Source organism: Enterococcus sp. DIV0421, assembly GCF_051713745.1.
Lineage (GTDB): Bacteria > Bacillota > Bacilli > Lactobacillales > Enterococcaceae > Enterococcus_D > Enterococcus_D casseliflavus.
The window spans coordinates 345,031-361,491 of record NZ_JBIOQM010000001.1 but is presented as its reverse complement, the minus strand read 5'-3'; the positions used below and the strand labels follow the sequence as shown (position 1 = coordinate 361,491).

The following is a 16,461-nucleotide window of genomic DNA, read 5'->3' as shown; positions in this document are numbered from 1 at the left end:
AAATCTGCGATTCTAGTTTGCTATTTGGACACAGTTTTTGGTACTATTTCTGAGAGGAGTGATCCAATGGAAAAACCAGTCATTAGAGAGCACATGATCCAAACATTAAAACAAATGCCAATCAAACAAAAGCAGCAGAAAGAAACGCTGATTTTGCAGTTGCTGTTTTCTTCTCAGATTTGGCAAACAGCTGAGTCAGTAGGTGTGATCCGTTCGTTGCCATTTGAATTTGATACAGCGGCTATTTTTGCTAAAGGATTTGAACAAAACAAACGAATCGCAGTGCCGAAAGCACAACAGAAAAAATTGCAGTTTTATCATGTGGAGCCGACAACACGTTATGAAGCGTCGGCATTTGGAGTTGAAGAGCCGATCAGTGAGCAAGAAGCCCATCACTTGGATTTGCTGATTGTTCCCGGTTTGGCGTTTTCTAAAAACGGCTATCGCATCGGCTTTGGCGGTGGCTATTATGATCGTTTCTTGTCAGCTTTCGATGGCAAGACCGTTTCTTTGGTCTTCGGAGAGCAATTCAACGATCAATGGACACCAGATGTATTCGACATCCCAATCGATAAAATCTATACGGATTCTCTTATTCGCACGTAAAGGAGCACGTCAATGAATTCTCAAATGAAAAGATGGCTGAATCAGCCGGTCTTCACGTATCTGTTTTTAGCTATCCAAACAATTGTGTTTATCTTAGGTTATTTTAGTCCCTCTATTCAATCAGGCGGGGTGATGTTTGGTCCGTTTGTCGTTTATTTAAATGAATATTGGCGTTTCGTTACCCCGATCTTTCTACATTTCGGTTTGGCTCATTTTGCGATCAATTCTGTGATTCTGTATTATATGGGGCAGCAAGTAGAAGCCATCTATGGTCATAGCCGTTTTTTTGCCTTATATTTGCTAAGCGGCATCATGGGCAATACCATGAGTTTTGCCTTCAACCAAATAGGGGTTCAATCAGCAGGCGCTAGTACTTCTTTATTCGGACTTTTCGGGGCATTTTTGATTTTAGGTTGGCATTTTAGAAATGATTACCGCATCCAAGCAATGGTACGGCAATTTGCCCTATTCGTTGGATTGAACCTGGTTTTTGGGGTGTTTGATCAAACGATCGATATGTGGGGACACATTGGGGGGATCCTCGGTGGGTTATTGTTAGGGAATCTTTTGGCATTGCCAAAGAACTATGGAAAATATTCGATACACACCAGAATCCTCTCTGGCGTACTCTTTGTTTTCTTATTGGCTATTTTTGTGATATATGGTTTTAAAAAATATTAATTACTTGTATAATAAGCAGGAAGTGGTTAAATGGAAACGTTATATGACGTACAACAATTACTGAAACAATTTGGTGTTTACGTATATGTCGGCAAGCGGATCTACGATATAGAACTGATGCAAATCGAGCTGAAAAACTTTTATGACAGTCGCTTGATAGATCGGGATGTATATCTGACTGCCCGGCGAATTCTTACGCGGGAGCATCGAATTGAAGAAAGCCGGGAGGAAAACAAGTGATGGACAAAAAAATCATCGGAATTGATTTAGGCGGAACAACGGTGAAATTCGCTATTTTAACGAGCGAAGGCGAGATTCAGCAAAAATGGAGTATTGACACCAATATTCTTGATGAAGGCTCACATATTGTGCCAGAAATCGTGGCATCGATCAATCATCGCCTAGAATTATATGGCTTACAGCCAGAAGCATTTATCGGTATTGGTATGGGGACACCAGGAAGTGTCGATCGTGACAAAGGAACCGTCATCGGTGCCTACAATCTGAACTGGAAAACACTTCAGCCAGTCAAAGAACTGATTGAAAAAGGCACAAAAATCCCCTTTGCCATCGATAACGATGCCAATGTAGCAGCTTTAGGTGAGCGCTGGAAAGGGGCAGGGGATAACAATCCTGATGTCATCTTTATCACACTAGGTACAGGTGTTGGCGGCGGTATCATCATGGAAGGGCAATTGCTTCATGGGGTTGCTGGTTGTGCTGGAGAAATCGGTCATATCACTGTTGATCCTGAAGGGTTTGAATGTACTTGCGGCAAACGTGGTTGTTTAGAAACGGTTTCTAGTGCGACGGGTGTTGTGCGAGTTGCTCGACAGTTGGCAGAAGAATATGCTGGCGATTCGGCATTGAAACAGCAGCTGGACAATGGGGAAGATGTTTCAAGTAAAGATATTTTTGAAGCGGCTCAAGCAAACGATCCATTTGGCTTGATGGTCGTTGATAAAGTGTGCTTCTACCTTGGGTTGGCATGCGGAAATTTAGGAAACACATTAAATCCATCAAGTATCGTTTTAGGTGGAGGCGTATCAGCAGCCGGTGAATTTTTACGTGAACGGGTTGCTGCCTACTTTGCTCAGTTTACCTTCCCACAGGTAACGGAAAGTACCGAAATCAAATTGGCAGAACTTGGGAATGATGCCGGTGTGATCGGGGCAGCATCATTAGCTTTGCAATTTGCAGCAAAAGCTTAGATGCCAAGCTGCTAGGCAATGATACATTCAAGCAGCATAAATCAAAAAAAGAATGATTGTTACAATAGAGAGGAATAGAAGAAATGACACCAATTATGTGGCTAAACTTGGTTTTGGGATTAATCATCTTAGCAATCGCTTTGAACTGGGCGTATTTTCAAATCATGGGACGCCGTTCAGCAACGATCATCTCAGAAGATGAATTCAAAGCAGGAATGAAGAAAGCCCAAGTGATCGATGTTCGGGAAAAAAATGAGTTTGACAGTGGACATATTTTAGGGGCGCGTAATATTCCCTTTACTGTTTTAACCAATTCCTTCAGCGCATTTCGTAAAGATCAACCGATTTACTTATATGACACGCGTAAATCGTTGAGTATTCGCGCAGCGAATAAATTACGTAAAGAAGGCTTTACCAATGTCTATATCCTAAAAGAAGGATATGAAGGCTGGAGCGGCAAGACGAAAAAGAAAAATAGTTTATAAAACAGAGAACTCAAGGCAAAAGAACACAAGCAAATTTGAATGAGTGACGAAACACCAAACGGAGTGTTTCAAGTAAGTCATTGTTCAATTTACATTGTGGGCTTTTGCCTTTATTTGAACTTAGGTCTATCAATAAGGAGAGTGTGCGTTGATCAAGCGAAAAAGAATTTATGAAGCGGCGGAAACGACAGATGGCTATCGGGTATTGGTGGATCGCATCTGGCCTAGAGGGATGAAAAAGGAAACAGCTCAGATCGATCTATGGATCAAAGCAGTCGCACCAAGTACTGAATTGCGCAAATGGTTTGGGCATGATCCTGAACGTTTTGATGCGTTTAAAGACCGCTATCTACAAGAATTAGAGAAAGCGCCCGCAAAAGTTGCCCTGGCACAGTTAAACGCGTTGGTTGCTGAACAAGAGACCGTTACCTTACTATACGGAGCGAAAAATGAAGAACAAAATCAAGCCGTGATTTTGCAGGACTTACTGGAGAAGGAAGAATGATTACCTAAAAGAGCCGCCAGCCTATTGAAGGCTGACGGCTCTTTTGTAGCAAATGATTAACGGGCAACGCTTTTACGCATCGCACGTTTCCGTTTTTCATCATGATCCGCTTGTTGTTCATCAATTGGATCAATCACTTGTTTCTTGACCGTCATAACAACACTTGCAGCTGCAGCAACCGTTGCGACTGTTCCTACTAAAAATCCTGAAAGAAATCGTTTCATCATTAAACACCTCGCCTTTAGTTATATGTTCATTATGAATGAAAACGGAAAAAATATCAAAAAAAATCACTTTTGGGATTGAAAACGCTTGAAATAATTTAGTAAATATTTTACAATAAGTTTACTAAAAAGAAAGTGGGAGTGAGAGAAATGGAGCAATTGCAACAGATATTTATTGATAAATTTGGAACAGAAGGCACAGGCATGTATTTTGCACCAGGGAGAATCAACTTGATCGGTGAACACACGGATTACAATGGCGGTTATGTTTTCCCGGCGGCGATCACATTAGGGACGTATGCAGTAGCGCGAAAACGTGAAGACCAGTTGATCCAACTCTATTCAGAGAACTTTCCAGAAAAAGGCGTGATCTCCTTTTCGTTAGATGAGCTGGATTACCGAAAAGAAGATGATTGGACAAACTATCCGAAAGGAGTCGTTCGTTTTCTAAAAGAAGCGGGGCAAGTGATCGATCGAGGCTTTGACATCGCTTTTTATGGCAACATTCCGAATGGCGCAGGTCTTTCTTCTTCGGCATCGATTGAATTGCTGACGGGGGTTTGTCTAAAAGATCTCTTTGATTTAACCCTGACGACCTTGGACTTAGTTAAAATTGGCAAAAAAGTCGAAAATGAGTTTATTGGCGTTAACTCAGGGATCATGGATCAATTTGCGATCGGAATGGGTCAAAAAGACCATGCATTGCTTTTAGATACGAACACGTTAAATTATGAAGTCGTACCAGCGGCATTTGGCGATTATGTCGTAGCGATCATGAATACCAATAAGCGACGCGAATTGGCTGATTCTAAATACAATGAACGACGTGCAGAATGTGAAGAAGCATTGGCTCGTTTGCAAAAATCATTAGCCATTGATTCATTGGGCGCATTAGACGAAGCAACCTTTTTTGCAAATACAGCATTGATCGATGATCCACGCTTGATCAAACGGGCGAAACATGCGGTGACGGAAAACCAACGGACATTGAAAGCAAAAGCTGCTTTGACTGCTGGTGATCTTGAAGAATTCGGCCAGTTATTAAATGCCTCTCATGCTTCATTGCGAGATGATTATGAAGTGACAGGGCATGAACTAGATACACTAGTCGCAGCCGCTCAAGCGCACCCTGCTGTTCTAGGTGCGCGGATGACGGGTGCGGGCTTTGGCGGTTGCGGGATCGCATTGGTCAAAGCAAGTGAATGGGCTGATTTCGAAGCGTCAGTCAAAGCAGCCTATTTAGCAGAAATCGGCTACGCAACCGACATTTATCAAGCAAGTATTGATGATGGTGCACGAAAACTGTAGAATAAGAAACGATGAAGGAATGAAGAAAGAAGGCTGAAAATATGGCGATTTTAGTATTAGGAGGAGCCGGCTATATCGGTTCTCATGCAGTCGATCAATTGATCGAACAAGGAAAACAAGTCGTTGTCGTTGACAATTTGCTGACAGGACATCGCCAAGCGATCCATCCAGCAGCAACCTTTTATGAAGGAGATATTCGCGACAAAGCATTTTTACAATCGGTATTTGAAAAAGAAACGATCGATGGCGTGATTCACTTTGCTGCCAGTTCTTTGGTGGGAGAATCTGTGGAAAAACCATTGAAGTATTTCAACAATAATGTGTATGGGATGCAGGTCCTCTTAGAAGTGATGAAGGAACATCAAGTGAAACATATCGTCTTTTCCTCTACAGCAGCAACTTATGGGGAACCTGACCATAGTCCAATCACGGAAGAAACCCCAACAAATCCTAAAAATCCATATGGCGAAAGCAAGTTGATCATGGAAAAAATGATGCGTTGGTGCGATGAAGCTTATGGAATGAAGTATGTCGCATTGCGTTATTTCAATGTGGCTGGCGCGAAGTCGGATGCTTCGATTGGTGAAGACCATGATCCAGAAACACACTTAGTACCGATCATCTTGCAAGCTGCTTTAGGACAACGTAAAGAGGTAGCGATTTTTGGGGAGGATTACGATACTCCAGATGGTACTTGTGTCCGCGATTATGTCCATGTCGAAGATCTGATCGCTGCTCACCTGTTGGCATTAGAATATTTACAAAAAGGCAATGAGAGCAATGTCTTCAATTTAGGCAGCAATCATGGGTACTCTGTGAAAGAAATGGTGGAAGCTGCTCGCAATGTAACGAAAAAAGAGATCCCAGCCAGAGTGGCGCCTCGCCGTGCCGGTGATCCAAGTACCTTAGTGGCATCGAGTGAAAAAGCACGAAAGGTTTTAGGCTGGAAACCAGTCTATACCGACGTCGAAGCAATCATCGAGACTGCTTGGAATTGGCATGTCAGCCATCCAAATGGGTATCAAGGGCAGGAGGAATAACCAATGACGATCAGCCAAACAATCAGCGATTTCGTCACTTTAGCAATCAAGGCTGGCGGCTGGATGGAAATGGATCGTATTTATTTGCAAAACCGAGTACTAGCCATGATCGGGGAAGCTGTTTTTGAGCCCAGCGAAATTCGTTCTGTCGATCGGTCCTCCATTGATTTGATGGACGAGCTGGTGGCATGCGCTTTAAGCAATCAGCAAATTGGCGATTCTCACGCAGAAAGAGAAATCTTTGAAGCCCAGTTGATGGACTTTTTGACGCCACCGCCTTCAGTAGTCAATGCTTTTTTTGCGCAGCATTATGCCAATGATCCTAAAGAAGCGACGGATTATTTCTTTGAGCTGTGCCGTCAAAATGATTACATCAAGACTCGGGCCATCGCAAAGAATATCGTGTTCCCAGTTGATACCGAATATGGGGAGATCGAGATCACGATCAATTTATCAAAACCTGAAAAAGATCCCAAGCAAATAGCGAAAGAAGGAGCTGCTGCTTCTTCTGTAGATTATCCGAAATGTATGTTGTGTTTGGAAAATGAAGGCTACCAAGGACGAGTCAATTATCCAGCGCGGACCAACCATCGGATCATCCGTATGAATTTGGATAATGAAGCATGGGGCTTTCAATATTCGCCCTATGCCTACTACAAAGAGCATTCGATTTTTCTCTCTTTAGACCATCGTCCTATGAAAATCAATTTGCAAACCTTCGCTCGCTTGTTGCAGATCATTGAAGTGATGCCGCATTATTTTGTCGGGTCCAATGCCGATCTGCCGATCGTTGGGGGTTCGATCTTGTCTCATGACCATTATCAAGGAGGACGGCACACGTTTGCCATGGCAAAAGCGCCGATCGAGCAACGCTTTTCTTTAACTGGTTTTCCTGATGTCGCTGCGGGGATCGTGAAGTGGCCAATGTCGGTGATACGACTACAAGCGAAAAACAAACAAAAATTAGCCGCTGCTTGCCAATATGTGTTAGCCCAATGGCAACAGTACTCAGATCCAAGTGTTTCGATCAATGCCTTTTCAGAAGATGGAACGCCTCATCATACGGTGACACCGATCGCACGTAAGCAAGGAGAGCTGTTTGAAATGGACTTAGTCTTGCGGGATAATAATGTTTCCAAAGAACATCCTGACGGCATTTTTCATCCGCATCAAGAAGTGCAGCATATCAAAAAAGAAAATATCGGATTGATTGAAGTCATGGGCTTGGCAGTTCTCCCGCCGCGTTTAGCTCCGGAACTAGAAGAAGTGACTGCTTATCTATTGGATCAGCCCAATCAAATCGCGGCATACCATATTCCTTGGGCAGATGCGATCAAAGCCCAGCACCCAGAATGCAATGCCGAAAACGTGTCGCAGATTTTACGTAATGCATTAGGGGAAGTCTTTACACAAGTATTGACGCATGCAGGCGTCTTCAAGCGAGACCAGACAGGGCAAGCGGCCTTTGCTCGCTTTATAGCTACTTTATAAAAAAGTTCCCCGCAAAAAAAGGAGGCTGGAAGATGGCAACGATCAAAGATATTGCACAACAGGCTGGCGTCTCGCCAGCCACTGTATCACGGGTGCTGAATTACGATTCAGAATTATCGGTCAGTTCTGAAACCAAAGAGAAAATTTTTAAAGCCGCAGAAGCACTCAATTACACAAAACATAAAAAAAAGAGTCAGCCAGAAACCAGTAGTATGCGCTTGATCCAATGGTTTGATACCGAGGAAGAATTAGCAGATCTTTACTATTTAGCGATCCGTATCGGGATTGAAAACAAAACCGAAGAATTAGGGATTCGTTTGCTGAAAGAACCCTACGAAGGATTGACTGATACCGCAGTCGATGGAACGATTGCACTAGGGAAATTTGATGATCACCAGATTCGACAATTGAAAAAAAGCCAAGCCAATTTGTTGATGGTCGATTTTGACGCATTGGCTCAGGGCGTCAATTCTCTGGTGGTGGACTTTCAACAAGCGGTGGATTTAGTGATCGATGACTTTATTGCAAAAGGCCACCAAAGGATCGGCTTGTTATCAGGCGTTGAGTTTACCAAGGATCATCACCAAGAAATCGAAGACCCTCGGCGCCGAATTTTTGAGGAACGGCTCCGTCGGTTGAAGCTGCACCACCCGCAATATCACCTCAGCGCACCGTTTACAGTAGAGGGCGGTTATGAGGCGATGAAAGAGTATTTGCAGCAAAACAAAGAGTTGCCAAGTGCTTTATTTGCTTCCAGTGATGCCTTAGCGATTGGCGCTATGCGTGCTTTGCAAGAAAAAAACATCAAGATTCCTGAGGAGATCGCAATTATCGGCTTCAACGATGTCAGTGTTGCAAAGTACGTCTTTCCGACGCTGTCAACCATCAAAGTTCATACGGAATGGTTGGGGGAGCTGGCAGTGACGACCTTGCTGGATATCATTACGAATGCAGCACCCGTTCCTCGCAAAGTTACGATCGCAACGGAACTGATCACGCGCCAATCCTCCTAGCAACCAGTTGAATCACCGAAGGATGTCCTTACACACGTCAACTGAGTTTTAATGGAATAACAAAAAATGACTATCGTCTTACCCGAACCTTTAAACAGCCTCGTCGGTTTGCAGCTGCAGCCGTGCTTGCTTTTTTCAAAGGTTCGGGTATTGTTGTCCTATTGCTTTTTTTCTAAACGCAGGCATCTTTTTGGAGACTTGGTTGGGCATTTGATTAGAATATGGTAGAATATGAGAGAGTTTTTTGAATGGGGAGAAGATAGATGAAAACATTAGCGATTGATACCTCAAACCAGACACTGGCGGTTGCGGTGGTCGATGGTCAAGAAGTGTTGGGACAAAGCCAGACGATGGCGATCAAAAACCACAGCACAGCATTGATGCCTGCCATTGATGGATTGATGCAAGCAGTGGGGATGGCACCTAAAGAGCTGGAGCAAATCGTTGTTGCGAAAGGTCCTGGTTCGTATACAGGTTTGCGAATCGGCGTCACAACAGCAAAAACGCTGGCGCAAACATTGAACATCCCGCTGATTGGTGTTTCTAGTTTGAAAGCAGTCGCTGCCAATTGTGTGGGCGTATCGCAAGTGATCGTGCCGTTGTTTGACGCTCGCCGTCAAAATGTCTACGCAGGTGCCTACCAATGGCATAATGGGACCTTAGAAACAAGGATCAAAGACCAGCATATCTCACTGTCTGAATTATTGACCCAGTTAAAAGCAGTCGATGGTCAAGAAGTGCTATTTGTCGGCGCCGATACCATCAAATTTAAAGACATGATCGAGGCGGAACTGCCGACAGCCCATATCAATCAAGTATCGTTATGGAGTTACCCCAATGGCGTTGTTTTAGCTGCTATTGCGAAAGAAGAAGCGCCGGTCGCTTCGATCCATGATTTTGTACCAGACTATTTAAAATTAGTTGAAGCCGAAGAAAAATGGTTAGCCTCGCATGAACCGGGAGTGGATGCCTATGTTGAAAAAATTTAAAACGATGACGGGAAAGCTGGCCCTTTTCCGTCAGATTCAATACCCAGAGCGTAAAAAAGAGATACGAGGGGAAACGTACGTTGTTCGTGAATTAGTCGGAGATGACATTAAAGAGCTGCTGCAGGTGGAGCGTCTCGTGTATGCGGGGGAACTGCCTTGGACCAAGAGCGCCTTTTTGTCAGAACTTTATTCACGGGTCAAACATCTTTATTTGGGCATCTTGCATAATGAGCGGATGATTGGGTTTATCGGGGTGCGGATTTTAGGCGCTGATGCCCATATCACCAATATCGCGATCATTCCTGATTATCAAGGAAAAGGGATCGGTTCTTTCTTGCTAGGAGAAATCGAACGTTATGCACGGAAAAACAAATGCGACCGTTTGACATTAGAAGTGCGCCTGGGCAATCGTGATGCGCAACGTTTGTATCGGACCCTCGGGTTTGTTTCACAGGCGATCAAAACGGCGTACTACACCGAAGGCAATGAAGACGCATTGGATATGGTGAAATTTTTAAATGACTAACGAACAAGCAGAGCAAACGATCCCGACACCGCAAATGCTCTGGTCATTGGCAGATCAGAGCTATCCCTTTGGCTCGCCTTGGAATGTGCAGCAATTTCAACAAGATTTGCAAAACAGCAACAGTCGCTATTTGTTCCGTTATGGAAAAACCAATCAAGAGCTAATTGGGTTTCTCTGTTTTCAGCAAGTGCTGGATGAAGCAGAGTTGTTTAATGTAGCGGTTTTACCAGCGTATCAAGGTCGTGGTTTGGCGAAAGAATTGTTGAAGCAAATGGAATCGCTCGTGGAACAAACCGATGGTCGGCGCATCTATCTTGAAGTGCGTGTGTCGAATTTGCAAGCACAAGCTCTTTATTTACGTATGGGCTATACAGTCATCGGTCGTAGAAAAAAATATTACAGTCATCCAGAAGAGGATGCGTTGATTATGGAAAAGAAAGTAGGCGGACAAAAATCAAATGAATGAATTGATTTTAGCCATTGAAAGCAGTTGTGATGAAACCAGTGTGGCAGTGATTAAAAACGGCGACACCATTTTAAGTAACATTGTTGCTTCGCAGATCAAGAGCCACCAGCGCTTCGGCGGTGTCGTACCAGAAGTCGCTAGTCGTCACCATGTCGAACAGATTACTTTATGTATCGAAGAAGCATTGACACAGGCCGACACCCAACCTGAAGAGTTGTCAGCTGTTGCTGTTACCTATGGTCCAGGGTTGGTTGGGGCACTGTTGATTGGGCTGTCTGCAGCAAAAGCTTTTGCCTGGGCCCACAGCTTACCGCTGATTCCGGTCAATCACATGGCAGGACATATTTATGCAGCTCGCCTAGTGAAGCCATTGGTTTTTCCTTTAATGGCGTTATTGGTCAGTGGTGGCCACACCGAATTGGTGTATATGGCAGAAGATGGCTCTTTTGAGATCATCGGTGAAACGAGAGATGATGCCGCTGGTGAAGCCTATGACAAAGTCGGTCGTGTTCTAGGTTTGCCTTATCCTAGTGGGAAAGAAATTGATCGCCTTGCGCATCTAGGCAGTGATACGTATCACTTTCCTCGAGCAATGATACAAGAAGATAATTTTGATTTTAGTTTCAGCGGCTTAAAGAGTTCCTTTATCAATTTTGTGCATAATGCACAGCAAAGAGAGGAAGCTTTGTCAGTAGAAAATCTAGCAGCTAGTTTCCAAGCCAGCGTTGTCGAAGTCTTGGTTCACAAAACGTTGCGGGCGTGCCAAGCTTATCCTGTAAACCAGCTGATCGTTGCTGGGGGAGTCGCGGCGAATCAAGGCTTGCGTGACGCTTTACAAAAAGCGATGCAGGAATTGCCGGAAGTGGAATTGTTGATTCCACCGTTGCGTCTTTGCGGAGATAATGCGGCCATGATTGGTGCCTACGCCTATGTTGCGTTGAAAAAGCAACGCTTAGCAGATCTTTCATTGAATGCTGATCCAAGTGTCAGCTTTGCCCATACGATTTCTTAAGATGATTGCACCTAAGATCCGTTCTTAGGTGTTTTTTTTGGTTTCTTTATGAGCAAATAGAAGATTTTGTTGTATTTTATTTCATCATTTGATATTATCATGTATAATTATTAGTTAATTGAAGGGCGGGTATGCAATGACATCGGTTTTTAAAGGACGCAGTTTTTTAGCAGAAAAGGATTTTACAAAAGAAGAACTACAATATTTGATTGATTTTTCCCAGCACTTGAAAGGGATGAAGGCCAACAATCAACCACATCGTTATTTAGATGGCAAAAACATTGCACTTTTGTTTGAAAAGAATTCGACACGGACGCGAGCAGCCTTTACGGTTGCAGCGGTGGATCTGGGGGCACATCCGGAATTTTTAGGGGCCAATGATATTCAGTTGGGGTCTAAAGAATCTGTTGAAGATACCGCCAAAGTATTCGGCCGCATGTTCGACGGGATCGAGTTTCGCGGCTTTAGTCAACAGGTTGTCGAAGATCTGGCCAACTATTCAGGTGTACCTGTTTGGAATGGCTTAACGGATGAATGGCATCCAACGCAAATGATTGCTGACTTTTTAACCATTCAAGAAAACTTTGGTGAGCTGACTGGCTTGACCATCGCATACTGTGGGGATGGGCGCAACAATGTCGCTAATTCTTTATTAGTGACCAGTGCGATTTTAGGGGTCAATATTCATGTCGTCACCCCGAAGGCCTTGCAGCCAGAAGCAACCATCATCGCACAGGCACAAGCCTATGCCAAGCAATCGGGCGCAAAGATTTTGGTGACTGATGATGTGGATCAAGGTGTTCTAGGCGCTGATGTCGTGTATACCGATGTTTGGGTATCAATGGGTGAAGAAGAAAAATTCCAAGAGCGGATCGAACAGCTGCTGCCGTATCAAGTCAACCAATCGTTGATGAAAAAAACACAAAACGATCAAGTGATTTTTATGCATTGTTTGCCAGCATTTCATGATGATCAGACCACGTATGGCAAAAAAGCAGCGCAGGCGTATGGAATTTCTGAGATGGAAGTCACTGATGAGGTCTTTCGCAGTAAGTATGCCCGTCAATTTGATCAAGCCGAAAATCGTTTGCACTCAATCAAAGCGATCATGGCAGTGACTGCTGGAGATCTATTTATTCCTAAAGTATAAAATAATTTTTTTTGAAAATGCCAAAATCTCGCTAGCCAAACAAACATTTCTTTGCTATACTTTCTGGGAAGTAAATAGCCTTGATTTGATGAAACAAGAGAAGTAGCGATTCGAGTATCAGTTAGCGAGTTCGGGGTGGTGGAAGCCGAATTGATCAGATTGTGAAACGCACTTGTGAGAATTTGCCAAGCAAACGGAATTCTGCCGTTATCAGAAAAAAGTAGGTCCGAAAAGGACAATCAGAGTGGTACCGCGGGAAATCTCGTCTCTAGTGCATGTTATGCGCTAGAGGCTTTTTTTGTTTTTATCAATCATTTCTTGCGTTAAAAACATACAGCTGTTTGCTTGCTTCAAACAACTTTTCATCAAAACATGGGCTCAGTCATTATAGGAGGGATACTATGAATAACAAAGAAATCGTCGCACAAGCCATCCATCAAGTAGTAAAAGAAGATCTATCGATCGAACAAGTTCAGCAATTACTGGAAAATCCAAAGTCAGCTGACCATGGGGATGTGGCATTCCCAGCCTTCTCGCTAGCAAAAGTCTATCGGAAAGCGCCGCAGCAAATTGCCGCAGACTTAGCAGAAAAAATCGATCAAGCGTCTTTTGAAAAAATTGAAGTGGTCGGTCCATATTTAAACTTCTTTATGGATAAAAAAGCAATCTCTGCCCACGTCTTAGAGATGGTTCTCAAAGAAAAAAATCATTTTGGCGATCAAACCATCGGCAATCAGCAAGCAGTACCCATCGATATGTCTTCACCAAATATTGCCAAACCCATCTCAATGGGGCATTTGCGTTCCACTGTGATCGGTAACTCAATCGGCTTTATTTTAGAAAAAATCGGTTACCAGCCAATTCGCATCAACCATTTAGGCGACTGGGGCACACAATTTGGGAAATTGATCGTGGCCTATAAAAAATGGGGGTCAGAAGAAGCGGTCAAAGCGGAACCAATCAACGAACTGTTGCGTTTGTATGTTGATTTTCACGAAGCTGCCGAGACAGATAAACAATTAGAAGATGATGCGAGAGCTTGGTTCAAGAAACTAGAAGATGGTGACCAAGAAGCAATGGATTTGTGGCAATGGTTCCGTGATGAATCATTAAAAGAATTCAATAAAATCTATGATATGTTGGAAGTTTCCTTTGATTCATTGAATGGCGAAGCTTTCTATAATGATAAAATGACAGAAGTCGTGGAATTATTAGAGGAAAAACACTTGTTGAAAGAAGACCAAGGGGCAGAGATCGTTGATTTGGCTGCGTATGACTTAAATCCAGCCTTGATCCGCAAATCCGATGGTGCGACTCTTTACATCACACGGGACATGGCCGCAGCGCTGTACCGCAAACGGACCTACAATTTTGCCAAATCATTGTACGTGGTAGGAAATGAGCAAAGTTATCACTTCAAGCAATTAAAAGCTGTTTTGAAGGAAATGGGCTTTGAGTGGGCAGATGATATGACCCACGTACCATTTGGATTGATCACCAAAGATGGGAAAAAATTATCTACGAGAAAAGGGAAGATCGTTCTTTTAGAAGAAGTATTGAATGAAGCGATCGATTCGGCGAAAGAACAAATCACTGAAAAGAACCCAACGCTTGAAAACAAAGAAGAAGTTGCAAAACAAGTCGGTGTCGGGGCAGTCGTTTTCCACGACTTGAAAAATGACCGTTTGAATAATTTCGACTTTACGCTAGAAGAAGTTGTCCGTTTTGAAGGAGAGACCGGACCCTATGTGCAATATTCTCATGCCCGTGCCATGAGCATTCTTGAAAAAGCCGACTTTGATCCTGCTGTTGTCAGCAGTTTGTCATTGGCAGATACTGAGAGCTGGGAAGTCATCAAATTGATTCAGCGCTACCCAGAAACCGTGCTGCAAGCAGCAGAAAAATATGAACCATCCGTCATTGCTAAACATGCCATCAAATTGGCACAGGCCTTTAATAAGTATTACGCCAATGTGAAAATCTTGGCTGAAGATGCGGAAAAAGACGCACGTCTGGCTCTAGTTTATGCAGTAACGACCTTATTAAAAGAAGATTTACGGTTGCTTGGTTTACATGCACCCGACAAAATGTAACAAAAAAAGCTGTGTCCTTGTTTCGACAAAGACACAGCTTTTTTGTAGTAAAAATACAGATAGGTCACATTTGTTCGGTGTCTTATAAGACCGCGTGGTTTCTGATAAATTGATAAAAAGTTTCAGCATCTTCGTCGCTGCGGGAAATCACCGCTACTGTATCAAAGCCCGCCAACGAGCAAACTTTTTCTGGCATAGTCACTTCATCGATCGCAGCCGAAAGCAAAGGCGCATTGTCCGCAACGGTATGGATCAACGTCATAAATTGCACACGATCTACTTTAGTGACAACGTCTTCGATCATCTGTATCAAACGCTGCTCTTCTTCTTTTTCATCTTCTGACGATTGCATTCCTTGAAAAATGACAAACTTCGTCTGACCTGTTTCATCGGGCACTTTCACGATTTTCAAATCACGAATATCGCGAGAGATGGTCGCTTGCGTGGCGGAGACGCCTTGGGCTTCCAATTGCTGCAATAATTCTTCTTGCGTGCGTACAGTATGTTCAGTAATGATTTGTCTAATAAGTAAATGGCGATCAGCTTTTCGCATAGGTAAACTCCTTTAAGCATGATTGATTAAGTCAGCCTTATCATAGCAGATAAAGCCGAAAAAACCTAGATATAATAAGAAAAGAATTAGAACGCTAAAAAAAAGCTGGACCACGAATCGTAGTTTTTCATTTGAATCAGTTGCATTTCTTTTTTAGCTACTGTATACTGTTTAAGGCGTGAGTTTTTCACGTCAATCCCACATCTTGTTCCATCTGCGAAGCGGTGCTGATCGATTCAGTTCTTCAAGGAGTAAAAGAGCAAGAGAGGAAAACAAAAAAACCAAATTGGAGGAAACACAACATGGCAGTAATCTCAATGAAACAATTACTAGAAGCCGGCGTACACTTTGGTCACCAAACTCGTCGCTGGAACCCAAAAATGAAGAAATATATCTTCACAGAAAGAAACGGCATCTACATCATTGATTTGCAAAAAACAGTGAAATTAGTAGACGCAGCTTACGACTACATGAAAAATGTTGCTGAAGAAGGCGGCGTTGCATTGTTCGTAGGTACTAAAAAACAAGCACAAGAAGCAATCAAAGAAGAAGCAATCCGTTCAGGTCAATACTATGTTAACCATCGTTGGTTAGGTGGAACTTTGACAAACTGGGAAACAATCCAAAAACGTGTTGCTCGTTTGAAACAAATCAACAAAATGGAAGAAGATGGCACATTTGCTGTTCTTCCTAAAAAAGAAGTCGTTGGCTTGAACAAAGAGCGCGAACGTCTTGAAAAATTCTTAGGCGGTATCGCTGATATGCCAAGAATTCCAGATGTAATGTACGTTGTTGACCCACGTAAAGAACGTATCGCGATCCAAGAAGCACGCAAATTAAATATCCCGATCGTAGCGATGGTCGATACAAACTGTGATCCAGACGAAATCGATGTTGTTATCCCATCAAATGATGACGCTATTCGTGCCGTTAAATTGATCACTGCGAAAATGGCAGATGCTTTCATCGAAGGTAACCAAGGCGAAGACCAAGTAGCAGAAGAAGATTTTGCTGCTGAATCAACAGAAAACGCAACTTCAATCGAAGAAATCGTTGATGTTGTCGAAGGCGACAACGCATCAGCTGAATAATAAATGATGGAGCTGTT

General features: G+C 43.2%; 19 protein-coding genes and 1 other annotated feature. Of the genes, 17 read left to right on the top strand and 2 right to left on the bottom strand.

All coding sequences use genetic code 11. The features are described 5' to 3' along the window. Positions 1-66 precede the first annotated feature (66 nt). The 6 genes from IGI96_RS01620 (at position 67) to IGI96_RS01595 (ending at position 3,488) form a co-directional block, all read left to right on the top strand. Positions 67-606 carry a 5-formyltetrahydrofolate cyclo-ligase gene (locus tag IGI96_RS01620; RefSeq protein WP_010749307.1) on the top strand — a complete coding sequence of 180 codons (540 nt, stop codon included), beginning with the start codon at positions 67-69 and terminating at the stop codon, positions 604-606. Positions 607-618: 12 nt separating this feature from the next. After that, positions 619-1,287, top strand: coding sequence for a rhomboid family intramembrane serine protease (locus IGI96_RS01615; RefSeq protein WP_005229393.1), 669 nt, complete (start codon positions 619-621; stop codon positions 1,285-1,287). A 30-nt stretch (positions 1,288-1,317) separates the two neighbouring features. After that, positions 1,318-1,527: a YqgQ family protein gene (locus tag IGI96_RS01610; protein ID WP_005229394.1), complete on the top strand. Its 210-nt coding sequence runs from the start codon at positions 1,318-1,320 to the stop codon at positions 1,525-1,527. Continuing rightward, complete coding sequence (locus tag IGI96_RS01605) at positions 1,527-2,498, top strand: ROK family glucokinase (RefSeq protein WP_005229395.1); 972 nt, start codon at positions 1,527-1,529, stop codon at positions 2,496-2,498. The genes IGI96_RS01610 and IGI96_RS01605 overlap by 1 nt, the downstream gene beginning before the upstream one ends. An 83-nt stretch (positions 2,499-2,581) precedes the next feature. Next, a complete protein-coding gene (locus IGI96_RS01600) occupies positions 2,582-2,983 on the top strand; it encodes a rhodanese-like domain-containing protein (RefSeq protein WP_005229396.1) in 402 nt (133 codons plus the stop codon). Positions 2,984-3,131: 148 nt separating this feature from the next. After that, positions 3,132-3,488, top strand: a complete 357-nt coding sequence (locus IGI96_RS01595) for a DUF488 domain-containing protein (RefSeq protein WP_086338043.1) — start codon at positions 3,132-3,134, stop codon at positions 3,486-3,488. A 56-nt stretch (positions 3,489-3,544) separates the two neighbouring features. Here IGI96_RS01595 and IGI96_RS01590 read toward each other — a convergent pair whose 3' ends face one another. Continuing rightward, a complete protein-coding gene (locus IGI96_RS01590) occupies positions 3,545-3,712 on the bottom strand; it encodes a DUF3042 family protein (RefSeq protein ID WP_017144401.1) in 168 nt (55 codons plus the stop codon). 150 nt (positions 3,713-3,862) lie between these two features. Here IGI96_RS01590 and IGI96_RS01585 point away from each other — a divergent pair, with 150 nt between their 5' ends. The 10 genes from IGI96_RS01585 (at position 3,863) to argS (ending at position 14,800) form a co-directional block, all read left to right on the top strand. After that, the gene (locus IGI96_RS01585; RefSeq protein ID WP_010749309.1) at positions 3,863-5,020 is read left to right on the top strand and encodes a galactokinase; all 1,158 of its coding nucleotides are present in this window, start codon (positions 3,863-3,865) and stop codon (positions 5,018-5,020) included. A 41-nt stretch (positions 5,021-5,061) separates the two neighbouring features. Then, positions 5,062-6,060, top strand: a complete 999-nt coding sequence (gene galE / locus IGI96_RS01580) for a UDP-glucose 4-epimerase GalE (protein WP_005229400.1) — start codon at positions 5,062-5,064, stop codon at positions 6,058-6,060. Positions 6,061-6,063: 3 nt separating this feature from the next. Next, a complete protein-coding gene (gene galT, locus IGI96_RS01575) occupies positions 6,064-7,551 on the top strand; it encodes a UDP-glucose--hexose-1-phosphate uridylyltransferase (RefSeq protein ID WP_086338044.1) in 1,488 nt (495 codons plus the stop codon). 32 nt (positions 7,552-7,583) lie between these two features. Beyond that, positions 7,584-8,564 carry a LacI family DNA-binding transcriptional regulator gene (locus IGI96_RS01570; protein WP_005229404.1) on the top strand — a complete coding sequence of 327 codons (981 nt, stop codon included), beginning with the start codon at positions 7,584-7,586 and terminating at the stop codon, positions 8,562-8,564. Positions 8,565-8,827: 263 nt separating this feature from the next. Next, on the top strand, positions 8,828-9,553 hold the full coding sequence (gene tsaB / locus IGI96_RS01565; RefSeq protein WP_086292836.1) for a tRNA (adenosine(37)-N6)-threonylcarbamoyltransferase complex dimerization subunit type 1 TsaB: 726 nt from the start codon (positions 8,828-8,830) through the stop codon (positions 9,551-9,553). Beyond that, positions 9,537-10,079, top strand: coding sequence for a ribosomal protein S18-alanine N-acetyltransferase (gene rimI, locus IGI96_RS01560; protein WP_005237007.1), 543 nt, complete (start codon positions 9,537-9,539; stop codon positions 10,077-10,079). The genes tsaB and rimI (IGI96_RS01560) overlap by 17 nt, the downstream gene beginning before the upstream one ends. Further along, positions 10,072-10,545 (top strand): ribosomal protein S18-alanine N-acetyltransferase, encoded by a 474-nt coding sequence (gene rimI / locus IGI96_RS01555; protein ID WP_086338045.1) that lies wholly within the window; start codon positions 10,072-10,074, stop codon positions 10,543-10,545. The genes rimI (IGI96_RS01560) and rimI (IGI96_RS01555) overlap by 8 nt, the downstream gene beginning before the upstream one ends. Beyond that, the gene (gene tsaD, locus IGI96_RS01550) at positions 10,538-11,557 is read left to right on the top strand and encodes a tRNA (adenosine(37)-N6)-threonylcarbamoyltransferase complex transferase subunit TsaD (RefSeq protein ID WP_086338046.1); all 1,020 of its coding nucleotides are present in this window, start codon (positions 10,538-10,540) and stop codon (positions 11,555-11,557) included. The genes rimI (IGI96_RS01555) and tsaD overlap by 8 nt, the downstream gene beginning before the upstream one ends. A gap of 136 nt (positions 11,558-11,693) precedes the next feature. Further along, positions 11,694-12,707 carry an ornithine carbamoyltransferase gene (gene argF / locus IGI96_RS01545; RefSeq protein ID WP_005229421.1) on the top strand — a complete coding sequence of 338 codons (1,014 nt, stop codon included), beginning with the start codon at positions 11,694-11,696 and terminating at the stop codon, positions 12,705-12,707. A gap of 79 nt (positions 12,708-12,786) precedes the next feature. Then, positions 12,787-12,980: a binding site (T-box leader), on the top strand. A gap of 128 nt (positions 12,981-13,108) precedes the next feature. Next, complete coding sequence (gene argS, locus IGI96_RS01540) at positions 13,109-14,800, top strand: arginine--tRNA ligase (RefSeq protein ID WP_086338047.1); 1,692 nt, start codon at positions 13,109-13,111, stop codon at positions 14,798-14,800. Positions 14,801-14,882: 82 nt separating this feature from the next. Here argS and IGI96_RS01535 read toward each other — a convergent pair whose 3' ends face one another. After that, entirely contained in the window at positions 14,883-15,353 is a 471-nt protein-coding gene (locus IGI96_RS01535; protein WP_005229424.1) for an arginine repressor, read from the bottom strand. A gap of 302 nt (positions 15,354-15,655) precedes the next feature. On the opposite strand from IGI96_RS01535, the gene rpsB reads away from it, so the two are divergent. Continuing rightward, positions 15,656-16,444: a 30S ribosomal protein S2 gene (rpsB, locus tag IGI96_RS01530; protein WP_005229426.1), complete on the top strand. Its 789-nt coding sequence runs from the start codon at positions 15,656-15,658 to the stop codon at positions 16,442-16,444. The last annotated feature ends 17 nt before the right edge of the window (positions 16,445-16,461 follow it).